This is a genomic window from Serratia sp. HRI, assembly GCF_010119335.3.
Taxonomy (GTDB): domain Bacteria; phylum Pseudomonadota; class Gammaproteobacteria; order Enterobacterales; family Enterobacteriaceae; genus Serratia; species Serratia nevei.
Window position 1 is genome coordinate 3,490,741 of sequence record NZ_CP083690.1, and the last position, 12,366, is coordinate 3,503,106.

Consider the following 12,366-nt stretch of genomic DNA (forward strand, 5'->3'; position numbering starts at 1 on the left):
TTGCACAGAGCACAGGAAGACAGGCTCCAAACAAACCATTAGACAGATAAGGAATACCACCATGTCAGAACGTTTAAACAATGACGTGGATCCGATCGAAACCCGCGACTGGCTGCAGGCGATCGAATCGGTCATCCGTGAAGAGGGTGTTGAGCGAGCTCAGTTTCTGATTGATCAGGTATTGGGAGAAGCCCGCAAAGGCGGCGTTAACGTTGCGGCCGGTGCTGCAGCGCACAACTACGTCAACACCATCGCGGTAGAAGACGAACCGGCCTACCCAGGCAACCTGGATCTGGAACGCCGCATTCGCTCAGCGATCCGTTGGAACGCGATCATGACCGTTCTGCGCGCATCCAAAAAAGACCTGGAGCTGGGCGGCCACATGGCTTCCTTCCAGTCTTCCGCGACCTTCTATGAAGTCTGCTTTAACCACTTCTTCCGCGCACGCAACGAGAAAGACGGCGGCGACCTGGTGTACTTCCAGGGCCACATCTCTCCAGGCGTTTACGCGCGTGCCTTCCTTGAAGGCCGCCTGACCGAAGAACAAATGAACAACTTCCGTCAGGAAGTGCACGGCAATGGCCTGTCCTCTTACCCGCATCCTAAGCTGATGCCGGAATTCTGGCAGTTCCCGACCGTATCCATGGGCCTGGGCCCAATCAGCGCCATCTATCAGGCGAAGTTCCTGAAATACCTGGAACATCGCGGCCTGAAAGACACCTCTGAGCAGACCGTTTACGCCTTCCTGGGCGACGGCGAGATGGATGAACCGGAATCCAAAGGCGCCATCACCATCGCGACCCGCGAGAAGCTGGACAACCTGGTGTTCGTCATCAACTGCAACCTGCAGCGCCTGGACGGCCCGGTCACCGGCAACGGCAAGATCATCAACGAACTGGAAGGCATCTTCTCCGGCGCAGGCTGGCAGGTGCTGAAAGTGATCTGGGGCGGCCGTTGGGACGAGCTGCTGCGTAAAGACACCAGCGGTAAACTGGTTCAGCTGATGAACGAGACCCTGGACGGCGACTACCAGACCTTCAAATCCAAAGACGGCGCTTACGTGCGCGAGCACTTCTTCGGCCGTTATCCGGAAACCGCGGCGCTGGTCAAAGACATGACCGACGACGAAATCTGGGCGCTGAACCGTGGTGGTCACGATCCGAAGAAAATCTTCGCTGCACTGAAAAAAGCGCAGGACACCAAAGGCAAACCGACCGTTATCCTGGCCCACACCATCAAAGGTTACGGCATGGGTGAAACCGCGGAAGGTAAAAACATCGCTCACCAGGTGAAGAAAATGAACATGGAAGGGGTTCACCACTTCCGCGATCGTTTCAACGTGCCGGTTGCCGATGCTGACATCGAAAAACTGCCGTACATCACCTTCGACAAAGAGTCCGAAGAGTACAAATACCTGCACGAACGTCGCCAGGCGCTGAAAGGCTACGTGCCGACGCGTCTGCCGGAATTCACCCAGAAGCTGGAAATGCCGGCGCTGGAAGATTTCAGCTCGCTGCTGGAAGAGCAGAACAAAGAGATCTCCACCACTATCGCCTTCGTGCGTGCCCTGAACGTGATGCTGAAGAACAAGTCGATCAAAGATCGCCTGGTGCCAATCATCGCCGACGAAGCGCGTACCTTCGGTATGGAAGGTCTGTTCCGTCAGATCGGTATCTACAGCCCGAACGGCCAGCAGTACACTCCGCAGGACCGTGAGCAGGTGGCTTACTACAAAGAAGACGAGAAAGGCCAAATCCTGCAGGAAGGCATCAACGAACTGGGCGCAGCCTCTTCCTGGCTGGCCGCAGCGACTTCCTACAGCACCAACGATCTGCCGATGATTCCGTTCTACATCTACTACTCGATGTTCGGTTTCCAACGTATCGGCGACCTGTGCTGGGCAGCGGGCGACCAACAGGCGCGCGGCTTCCTGATCGGCGGCACCTCGGGCCGTACTACCCTGAACGGCGAAGGTCTGCAGCACGAAGATGGCCACAGCCACATTCAGTCTCTGACCATCCCTAACTGCATCTCTTACGATCCGGCTTACGCGTACGAAGTGGCGGTGATCATGCACGACGGTCTGGTGCGCATGTATGGCGACAACCCGGAAAACGTGTACTACTACCTGACCACGCTGAACGAAAACTACCACATGCCTGCGATGCCGCAGGGTGCGGAAGAAGGTATCCGCAAGGGTATCTACAAGCTGGAAACGCTGGAAGGCAGCAAAGGCAAGGTACAGCTGCTGGGCTCCGGTGCCATCCTGCGCCACGTGCGCGAAGCTGCGCAGATCCTGGCGAAGGACTACGGCGTGGGTTCCGACACCTACAGCGTGACCTCGTTCACCGAACTGGCGCGCGACGGCCAGGATTGCGAGCGCTGGAACATGCTGCACCCAACCGAAACGCCACGCGTGCCTTACATTGCTCAGGTGATGAGCGACGCGCCGGCGGTAGCTTCTACCGACTACATGAAACTGTTCGCCGAACAGGTTCGTACTTATGTGCCGGCCAGCGACTATCGCGTACTGGGCACCGACGGCTTCGGTCGTTCGGACAGTCGCGAAAACCTGCGTCACCACTTCGAAGTCGATGCATCCTACGTGGTGGTTGCTGCACTGGGTGAACTGGCTAAACGCGGTGAGATCGAAGCTTCTGTGGTTGCCGATGCAATCAAGAAATTCGACATCAACCCGGAAAAAGTTAACCCGCGTCTGGCCTAAGAGGTACTGAATAATGTCTATCGAAATCAACGTACCGGACATCGGTGCAGATGAAGTCGAAATCACCGAGATTCTGGTGAAGGTCGGCGATAAAGTTGAAGCGGAACAATCGCTGATCACCGTGGAAGGCGACAAGGCTTCCATGGAAGTGCCCTCCCCGCAGGCGGGCGTGGTGAAAGAGATCAAAGTGGCGGTCGGCGATAAAACCGAAACCGGCAAACTGATCATGATCTTCGAAGCGGCAGGCGCAGCGGAAGCTGCACCGGCGGCGAAAGCGGAAGAAAAACCGGCGGCAGCTGCTGCCCCGGCCGCCGCTGCGGCCAAAGACGTTGCCGTGCCGGACATCGGCGCCGACGAAGTCGAAGTGACCGAGATCCTGGTGAAAGTGGGCGACAAGGTGGAAGCCGAGCAGTCCCTGATCACCGTGGAAGGCGACAAGGCTTCCATGGAAGTCCCTGCGCCGTTCGCGGGCACCGTGAAAGAGATCAAGATCGCGACCGGCGACAAAGTGAAAACCGGTTCCCTGATCATGGTGTTCGAAGTGGCCGGCGCCGCTTCCGCTGCGGCCCCGGCTGCGGCGCAAGCCCCTGCCGCCGCTGCAGCGCCTGCGGCCTCTGCGGCCAAAGACGTCGCCGTGCCGGATATCGGCGGCGACGAAGTCGAAGTGACCGAAGTGATGGTTAAGGTGGGCGACAAGGTTGCCGCCGAGCAGTCTCTGATCACCGTGGAAGGCGACAAGGCCTCTATGGAAGTGCCTGCACCGTTCGCGGGTACCGTGAAAGAGATCAAGATCGCGACCGGCGACAAAGTGAAAACCGGCTCCCTGATCATGGTGTTCGAAGTGGAAGGCGCTGCGCCTGCCGCTGCCGCCGCTCCAGCCGCTAAAGCGGAAGCTGCGCCGGCTCCGGCCGCCGCTAAAGCCGCCGCTCCGGCTGCGAAAGCTGACGACAAAGGCGAGTTCGCCGAGAACGCGGCATACGTGCACGCGACCCCGGTCATTCGTCGTCTGGCGCGTGAATTCGGCGTTAACCTGGCGAAAGTGAAGGGCACCGGTCGTAAAGGCCGCATCCTGCGCGAAGACGTTCAGACTTACGTGAAAGACGCGGTGAAACGCGCTGAAGCGGCACCGGCGGCTGCCGGCGGCGGTCTGCCAGGCATGCTGCCATGGCCGAAAGTGGACTTCAGCAAGTTCGGCGAGATCGAAGAAGTCGAAATGGGCCGCATCCAGAAGATCTCTGGCGCGAACCTGAGCCGCAACTGGGTGATGATCCCGCATGTGACTCACTTCGACAAAACCGACATCACCGATCTGGAAGCGTTCCGCAAGCAGCAGAACGAAGAAGCGGCCAAGCGCAAGCTGGACGTGAAGTTCACGCCTGTCGTGTTCATCATGAAAGCCGTGGCTGCCGCTCTGGAGCAGATGCCGCGCTTTAACAGCTCGCTGTCCGAAGACGGTCAGAAGCTGACGCTGAAGAAATACATCAACATCGGCGTGGCGGTAGATACCCCGAACGGCCTGGTGGTTCCGGTGTTCAAGGACGTGAACAAGAAGAGCATCACCGAGCTGTCTCGCGAACTGATGGCCATCTCCAAGAAAGCGCGCGACGGCAAGCTGACCGCGGGCGAGATGCAGGGCGGCTGTTTCACCATCTCCAGCCTGGGTGGCATCGGGACGACTCACTTCGCGCCGATCGTCAACGCGCCGGAAGTGGCTATCCTGGGCGTCTCCAAGTCTGCGATGGAGCCGGTCTGGAACGGTAAAGAGTTCATGCCGCGCCTGATGATGCCGATGTCGCTGTCCTTCGACCACCGCGTTATCGACGGTGCCGATGGTGCGCGCTTCATCACCATCATCAACAACATGTTGTCCGACATTCGCCGTCTGGTGATGTAATGCAAAAGGGGCGCAGCATGCTGCGCCCCTGACGATTCTGTAGCAGTTTTGTCGGATTTTGCACAACTCGACAAAATTGTTGAGACACGGGTCACTCGAACACGCTTTGCAGATTATTAACAATTCTGTAAACTGCTCGCGGTGTAAGCGTCCCGGTGGATGAAGGGCGTTATGAGATCGATTAGCAATAAAAATGACGTCTGACCCGCCGGACAATCAATTAAGAGGTCATGATGAGTACTGAAATTAAAACTCAGGTCGTGGTACTTGGGGCGGGCCCGGCAGGTTACTCTGCAGCCTTTCGTTGCGCTGACTTAGGTCTTGAAACCGTTCTGGTTGAACGTTATTCCACTCTGGGCGGGGTTTGCCTGAACGTGGGATGTATCCCTTCCAAAGCACTGCTGCACGTTGCCAAAGTGATCGAAGAAGCCAAAGCGCTGGCCGAACACGGCATCGTTTTCGGCGAGCCGAAAACCGACATCGACAAAGTGCGCGTCTGGAAAGAAAAAGTCATCACTCAGCTGACCGGCGGTCTGGCTGGCATGGCGAAAGGCCGTAAAGTGAAAGTGGTCAACGGCCTGGGCAAGTTCACCGGCGCTAACACCCTGGTTGTGGAAGGCGAAAACGGCCCAACCACCATCAACTTCGACAACGCCATCATCGCTGCAGGTTCTCGTCCGATCCAACTGCCATTCATTCCTCATGAAGATCCACGCGTGTGGGATTCTACCGATGCGCTGGAACTGAAAACCGTCCCAGAGCGTCTGCTGGTTATGGGCGGCGGCATCATCGGCCTGGAAATGGGCACCGTATACCATGCGCTGGGTTCACAGATCGACGTCGTTGAAATGTTCGATCAGGTCATCCCGGCGGCAGATAAAGACGTGGTGAAAGTCTTCACCAAACGTATCAGCAAGCAGTTCAACCTGATGCTGGAAACCAAAGTGACCGCGGTAGAAGCCAAAGAAGACGGCATCTACGTCACGATGGAAGGTAAAAAAGCGCCGGCAGAACCACAGCGTTATGACGCGGTGCTGGTGGCGATCGGCCGCGTGCCGAACGGCAAACTGCTGGATGCCGGCAAAGCCGGTGTTGAAGTTGACGAGCGTGGCTTCATCAACGTCGACAAACAGCTGCGCACCAACGTGCCGCACATCTTCGCTATCGGCGACATCGTCGGTCAGCCGATGCTGGCGCACAAAGGCGTGCACGAAGGCCACGTTGCCGCAGAAGTTATCGCCGGCATGAAGCACTACTTCGATCCGAAAGTGATCCCATCCATCGCTTACACCGAGCCGGAAGTGGCATGGGTGGGTCTGACCGAGAAAGAAGCGAAAGAGAAAGGCATCAGCTACGAAACCTCCACCTTCCCGTGGGCGGCTTCCGGCCGTGCGATCGCTTCCGACTGTGCAGACGGCATGACCAAACTGATCTTCGACAAAGAAACTCACCGCATCATCGGTGGCGCGATTGTCGGCACCAACGGCGGCGAACTGCTGGGTGAAATCGGTCTGGCTATCGAGATGGGCTGCGATGCGGAAGACATCGCGCTGACCATCCACGCTCACCCGACCCTGCACGAATCCGTGGGCCTGGCGGCGGAAATCTACGAAGGCAGCATCACCGACCTGCCTAACCCGAAAGCCAAGAAGAAGTAATTCTGCTGGCTTGACCGGTTAACCAGCGGCCCCTGACAAGGGGCCGTTTTTTTTGCTCAAACTCAGAAAGCGGTATTTTTGTGGCCGCTGCGCCAAATTCCGATCCTCCTGCTTATATCCATTCTAACTATATGGATATAATGCCCTGCTAGTCCGGCAGCCGATTACGCTGCGCTCAACGATTCAGCAAAGATTTAATGTTGCTTTTATGTGAACGAATTAACAACCGTTTCAAATCCTGATATGCTGGCTGAGCGGAACCGGGCACTGTACCTTACAGTCCAGGACATCGACAGCAGTGCCCCGTCAGGATAGATGGCATCTATATCGCCGTGCGCTCTACCCATCAGTCTTTCATGCTGTAACGCTGTTTGACCGTGCTTGTTTGCCCCAATCACCGTTTCGGGGCCTTTACGGGCCGATCGCCTAGCCGCAGAGTGAAACCCCAAGGGTATAAACCCGGTTTGCATATACGCCAGGCACAATAAATGACAATGAGAGCGAGGAGAACGTCGTGCTAGAAGAATACCGTAAGCACGTAGCCGAGCGTGCTGCTGAGGGCATCGCCCCTAAGCCGCTAGACGCCACCCAAATGGCCGCGCTGGTCGAACTACTGAAGAATCCGCCAAAAGGCGAAGAAGAATTCCTGTTAGACCTGCTGATTAACCGTGTTCCACCGGGCGTCGATGAAGCCGCCTACGTCAAAGCAGGTTTCCTGGCGGCCATCGCCAAAGGCGAAGCGACATCCCCCCTGGTTACCCCCGAGAAAGCCATTGAACTGTTAGGCACCATGCAGGGCGGCTATAACATTCATCCGCTGATCGAAGCGCTGGACAACGAAACGCTGGCGCCCATCGCCGCGAAAGCGCTGTCCCACACGCTGCTGATGTTCGACAACTTCTACGACGTGGAAGAGAAGGCCAAGGCCGGTAACCCGCACGCCAAGCAGATCATGCAGTCCTGGGCCGATGCCGAATGGTACCTGTCACGCCCTGAGCTGGCGGAAAAGATCACCGTCACCGTGTTCAAAGTCACCGGCGAAACCAACACCGATGACCTTTCTCCGGCGCCGGACGCCTGGTCGCGCCCGGACATCCCGCTGCACGCGCTGGCGATGCTGAAAAACGAACGTGAAGGCATCGTGCCGGATCAGCCGGGCAGCGTCGGCCCGATCAAACAGATCGAGCTGCTGAACAAGAAAGGCTTCCCGCTGGCCTACGTCGGCGACGTGGTCGGCACCGGTTCTTCCCGTAAATCTGCCACCAACTCCGTGCTGTGGTTTATGGGCGACGACATCCCGCACGTGCCGAACAAGCGCGGCGGCGGCGTGGTGCTGGGCGGCAAGATTGCGCCTATCTTCTTCAACACCATGGAAGATGCCGGCGCCTTGCCAATCGAAGTGGACGTGTCCGAGCTGAACATGGGCGACGTGATCGACGTTTACCCGTACAAAGGTGAAGTACGCAACCACGAGACCGGCGCGCTGATCGCCAACTTCGAGCTGAAAACCGACGTGCTGCTGGATGAAGTGCGCGCCGGCGGCCGTATCCCGCTGATCATCGGCCGCGGCCTGACCACCAAGGCGCGCGAAGCGCTGGGTCTGCCGCACAGCGACGTGTTCCGTATCGCCAAGCCGGTTGCCGCCAGCAGCAAAGGCTTCTCGCTGGCGCAGAAAATGGTCGGCCGCGCCTGCGGCGTCGCCGGCATTCGCCCTGGCGAGTACTGCGAACCGAAGATGACCTCCGTCGGTTCTCAGGACACCACCGGCCCGATGACCCGCGATGAGCTGAAAGACCTGGCCTGCCTCGGCTTCTCCGCCGATCTGGTCATGCAGTCGTTCTGCCACACCGCCGCGTACCCGAAACCGGTCGACGTGACCACGCACCACACGCTGCCTGACTTCATCATGAACCGCGGCGGCGTCTCGCTGCGTCCGGGCGACGGCGTGATCCACTCCTGGTTGAACCGTATGCTGCTGCCTGACACCGTCGGCACCGGCGGCGATTCCCACACCCGCTTCCCGATCGGCATCTCCTTCCCGGCCGGTTCCGGCCTGGTGGCGTTTGCCGCCGCGACCGGCGTGATGCCGCTGGATATGCCTGAGTCGGTGCTGGTGCGCTTCAAAGGCAAAATGCAGCCGGGCATCACCCTGCGCGATCTGGTGCACGCCATCCCTTACTACGCGATCCAGCAAGGCTTGCTGACCGTCGAGAAGAAGGGCAAGAAAAACATCTTCTCCGGCCGTATTCTGGAGATCGAAGGCCTGCCGGACCTGAAGGTCGAGCAGGCGTTTGAGCTGACCGATGCGTCCGCCGAACGTTCCGCCGCCGGTTGTACCATCAAGCTGGACAAGGCGCCGATCGAAGAGTACCTGAACTCCAACATCGTGTTGCTGAAGTGGATGATCTCCGAAGGCTACGGCGATCGCCGTACGCTGGAGCGCCGTATTCAGGGCATGGAAAAATGGCTGGCGGATCCGCAGCTGCTGGAAGGCGATACGGATGCGGAATACGCGGCGGTGATCGACATCGATCTGAACGAGATCAAAGAGCCGATCCTGTGCGCGCCGAACGATCCTGACGATGCACGCCTGCTGTCTGACGTGGCCAACAGCAAAATCGATGAAGTGTTCATCGGTTCTTGCATGACCAACATCGGCCACTTCCGCGCGGCCGGCAAGCTGCTGGATCAGCACAAGGGCCAGCTGCCGACCCGTCTGTGGGTGGCGCCGCCAACCAAGATGGACGCGGCTCAGCTGACCGAAGAAGGCTACTACAGCGTCTTCGGCAAGAGCGGGGCGCGTATCGAGATCCCGGGCTGCTCGCTGTGCATGGGCAACCAGGCGCGCGTGGCGGACGGTGCGACGGTGGTCTCCACCTCGACCCGTAACTTCCCGAACCGTCTGGGTACCGGTGCCAACGTCTATCTGGCGTCTGCTGAACTGGCTGCGGTTGCGTCCCTGCTGGGCCGCCTGCCGACGCCGGACGAGTACCAGACCTATATGGCGCAGGTCGACAAGACGGCGGCGGATACCTACCGCTATCTGAACTTTGACCAACTGGGGCAGTACACCGAAAAAGCCGACGGCGTGATCTTCCAGACCGCGGTTTAATTCAGCGTCAATCCCAAGCTGCGGGGCCCTTTCCAGGGCCCCGTTTTTTTATTTTACGTTCAAAGCCTGCCCGCTATTTTTTGAATATTTCTACGTGGATATCTTTGTGATCGCTCTCTTGCCCGGTGGCGGAGATGATGCGATAGAAGCAGTATTTCCCATCCAACCCGCTGAGTTCATTACATTTCTTATCAACCTCTGAGGAAATATATTTATGGCCGACGGTAGGCACGCCGGTCTGCTGAATGGAGAGATCGCCGAGTTTGGTGTAGCTGGCGGATTCTTCAAGGGTGATTTGTTTGGCGGCGAACGCCGATGCAGAGAACATCATGCTCAATGCGACAATGGAGGTTATGTATTTCATGGCACACATCCTGATCGTGGTGATAGGTATGAATGAGGTGAGAACACCACTGGCCGCTGGTGAACATAATTAGAGCTCCTTTATTTAAAAGCTAATCGATATTGAGGGGATGTCAATAAAGCCGCGTCGCGCCAGAAACAATTAACTTATTAATTTTAAAGGGAAATTATAATCCCGATAAAATCGTGACATACATCTCCACGGTATCTACATGATTCAAATAAATAACCTGCGAGCGGCGGATTATCGGCAGACTTTTCGCATGGCGGGCATGCGCCGCGCGGCGACGAGGCACCGCTTCGCTTTCCTTAAGGGATCGCGGCCGGCGTCTTCCCATCGCCGCCGCAAGCCGCTATATTGCGTGCCGCCAAGGTTTTATTTTGCCGAGTTGCCAACTTTGCGAGCGCTCACTGAGTTAGCAATCAATTTATGTTTACACTAAGAAAAAGGGCTCAGGAGGGCATGCTATGGATTACGAATTTCTGCGTGACGTTACCGGTCAGGTGATCGTCAGATTTTCGATGGGGCATGAAGCGATTGGCCACTGGATCAACGAAGAAGTCAAAGGCGATTTCAACCTGCTGGACCGCATAGAAGCCGGTGCGGCCGAGGTCAAAGGCAGCGAACGTCAATGGCAGCTGGAAGGCCATGAATATACGCTGTTGATGGATGGTGAAGAAGTGATGATCCGCGCCAATCAGCTGGAGTTCGAAGGCGATGAAATGGAAGAGGGGATGAACTACTACGACGAAGAAAGCCTCTCATTCTGCGGCGTTGAGGACTTCCTGCTGGTGTTGAAGGCCTATCGTTCTTTCATGCTGAAATACTAAGCATCAGGGCGCGGCGTGCCGCGCCCTTTCCATCACAGAGGCGGGATATTGCGGCCGTAATAGATTTCCTGCATCTCTTTCCATAACAGATCGGTGATCTGTTTGCGTTCGACGGCGCTCAGCGCTTCCGGTGCCGCGTTGAATAGGTAGTGCTTCAGATCGAAATCCTTCAGCAACATCTTGGTATGGAAGATATTTTCCTGGTAAACGTTCACGTCCATCATGTGGTACAGCGTCTTGATGTCTTCCGACATAAAGTTCTGGATCGAATTGATCTCATGATCGATGTAATGTTTCACGCCGTTCACGTCGCGGGTGAAACCGCGCACGCGGTAGTCCATGGTGACGATGTCGGATTCCAGCTGGTGAATTAAGTAGTTCAGCGCCTTGAGGGGCGAAATGACGCCGCAGGTCGAGACTTCGATATCGGCGCGAAAGGTGCACAGTCCGCCTTCCGGATGGCTTTCCGGGTAGGTGTGTACGCAGATGTGGCTCTTGTCCAGGTGCGCGACGACCGTGTTCGGCAGCGGGCCGGGGTGTTCCGACGTATCGACGTCTTTTGGATCGATCGGCTCTTCGCTGACCAGGATGGTGACGCTGGCGCCCTGCGGCTCGTAGTCCTGACGCGCGATGTTCAGAATATTGGCGCCGATGATTGAGCAGGTCTCGCTCAGGATCTCGGTCAGCCGGTTGGCATTATATTGTTCGTCAATGTAGGTGATATAGCCGTCGCGATCGTCCGCGGTCTTGGCGTAACAAATATCGTAAATACAAAAACTCAGGCTCTTGGTCAGGTTATTGAAGCCGTGCAGTTTTAGCTTATGCAATTTGGGCCACCTCCTTTATCTTCTCGCTTAACGTGTTACGTTCAGGGCATTGAGCAAATATTGTGGCAGGGCAAAGCTGCCGACGTGAATTGCCGGGTTGTAATAACGGCAGTGTAGGCCGCTTTGGTTAAAGCGCTGTTGCAGAGTAGGCAGATCGATCTGGCGCAGCGCCGGGTTCTGGCTTGCCCAAGCAAAGGTCATGATGCCGCCGTAATAGGTCGGGATCGCTGCCTGATAGAAGCTGACGTCGCTAAAGTAGCCGCTCAGTTTGGCGTGGCTGTTGACCGCTTCGTCCTGCTGCAGGAAACAGACGCCGTTTTGCGCGACGAAAATACCGCCCTCATTCAGGCAGCGGGCGCAGCCTTCATAAAACGCTGAGGTGAACAGGCTTTCACCGGGGCCGATCGGATCGGTGCAGTCGGAGATGATCACATCGAAGGTTTCGTCGGTTTGGTTCACGAAGTTGACGCCGTCGTCGATCACCAGCTTGAAGCGCGGATCGTCATAGGCGCCGGCGCTGTGGTTGGGCAGGTATTGGCGGCAGAACTCGACGACGCCGGCGTCGATTTCGACCATGGTGATCTGTTCCACGCCAGGATGCCGGCTGACTTCGCGCAGCATACCGCCGTCGCCGCCGCCGATGATCAGCACTTTCTTCGCCGCGCCGTGCGCCAGCAGCGGCACGTGAGTCAGCATTTCGTGATAGATGAACTCGTCACGCTCGGTGGTTTGCACCACGCCGTCGAGCGCCATCACGCGCCCCAGCACCGGGTTCTCGAAGATCACCAGATCCTGATGATCGGTCTTCTCGCGGTACAGCACCTTCTCTACCGAGAAGTACTGGCCGAAGCCCGTATGCAGCGTTTCGTACCAAATTTCTTTCTGGGTCATGTGCGGGAAACTCCGTAATAACAGCCATGAAAAATCGGCGCAACATCATAGCTAACTCTGCCTGG

8 protein-coding genes are annotated in these 12,366 nt (G+C 57.3%); 5 read left to right on the plus strand and 3 right to left on the minus strand.

The window, feature by feature from the left end:
- The first annotated feature begins 61 nt into the window (after window positions 1–61).
- The 4 genes from aceE to acnB all read left to right on the plus strand — a co-directional run bounded on the left by aceE (window position 62) and on the right by acnB (window position 9,389).
- Window positions 62–2,725, plus strand: coding sequence for a pyruvate dehydrogenase (acetyl-transferring), homodimeric type (aceE, locus tag GF111_RS16740; RefSeq protein WP_047729862.1), 2,664 nt, complete (start codon window positions 62–64; stop codon window positions 2,723–2,725).
- A 13-nt stretch (window positions 2,726–2,738) separates the two neighbouring features.
- Window positions 2,739–4,619, plus strand: a complete 1,881-nt coding sequence (gene aceF, locus GF111_RS16745; RefSeq protein ID WP_047729863.1) for a pyruvate dehydrogenase complex dihydrolipoyllysine-residue acetyltransferase — start codon at window positions 2,739–2,741, stop codon at window positions 4,617–4,619.
- Between the two features lie 233 nt (window positions 4,620–4,852).
- Window positions 4,853–6,277 carry a dihydrolipoyl dehydrogenase gene (lpdA, locus tag GF111_RS16750; protein WP_004937500.1) on the plus strand — a complete coding sequence of 475 codons (1,425 nt, stop codon included), beginning with the start codon at window positions 4,853–4,855 and terminating at the stop codon, window positions 6,275–6,277.
- Between the two features lie 514 nt (window positions 6,278–6,791).
- Entirely contained in the window at window positions 6,792–9,389 is a 2,598-nt protein-coding gene (acnB, locus tag GF111_RS16755) for a bifunctional aconitate hydratase 2/2-methylisocitrate dehydratase (protein ID WP_147191382.1), read from the plus strand.
- A gap of 73 nt (window positions 9,390–9,462) precedes the next feature.
- Here acnB and GF111_RS16760 read toward each other — a convergent pair whose 3' ends face one another.
- A complete protein-coding gene (locus GF111_RS16760) occupies window positions 9,463–9,753 on the minus strand; it encodes a hypothetical protein (RefSeq protein WP_224217737.1) in 291 nt (96 codons plus the stop codon).
- Window positions 9,754–10,220: 467 nt separating this feature from the next.
- On the opposite strand from GF111_RS16760, the gene yacL reads away from it, so the two are divergent.
- A complete protein-coding gene (gene yacL / locus GF111_RS16765; RefSeq protein ID WP_004937507.1) occupies window positions 10,221–10,583 on the plus strand; it encodes a protein YacL in 363 nt (120 codons plus the stop codon).
- A gap of 32 nt (window positions 10,584–10,615) precedes the next feature.
- Here the strand turns inward: yacL and speD are convergent, their stop codons facing one another.
- Both speD and speE read right to left on the minus strand, forming a co-directional pair.
- Complete coding sequence (gene speD / locus GF111_RS16770; protein WP_147191479.1) at window positions 10,616–11,410, minus strand: adenosylmethionine decarboxylase; 795 nt, start codon at window positions 11,408–11,410, stop codon at window positions 10,616–10,618.
- A gap of 27 nt (window positions 11,411–11,437) precedes the next feature.
- Entirely contained in the window at window positions 11,438–12,301 is an 864-nt protein-coding gene (gene speE, locus GF111_RS16775; RefSeq protein ID WP_049200099.1) for a polyamine aminopropyltransferase, read from the minus strand.
- Window positions 12,302–12,366: the final 65 nt, after the last annotated feature.

What these genes read in the sequence shown, in the direction of transcription:
- aceE (WP_047729862.1), top strand. Translation starts at nt 62, where the DNA reads ATGTCAGAACGTTTAAACAATGACGTGGATCCGATCGAAACCCGCGAC.
- aceF (WP_047729863.1), top strand. Translation starts at nt 2,739, where the DNA reads ATGTCTATCGAAATCAACGTACCGGACATCGGTGCAGATGAAGTCGAA.
- lpdA (WP_004937500.1), top strand. Translation starts at nt 4,853, where the DNA reads ATGAGTACTGAAATTAAAACTCAGGTCGTGGTACTTGGGGCGGGCCCG.
- GF111_RS16760 (WP_224217737.1), bottom strand. Translation starts at nt 9,753, where the DNA reads ATGAAATACATAACCTCCATTGTCGCATTGAGCATGATGTTCTCTGCA.
- yacL (WP_004937507.1), top strand. Translation starts at nt 10,221, where the DNA reads ATGGATTACGAATTTCTGCGTGACGTTACCGGTCAGGTGATCGTCAGA.
- speE (WP_049200099.1), bottom strand. Translation starts at nt 12,301, where the DNA reads ATGACCCAGAAAGAAATTTGGTACGAAACGCTGCATACGGGCTTCGGC.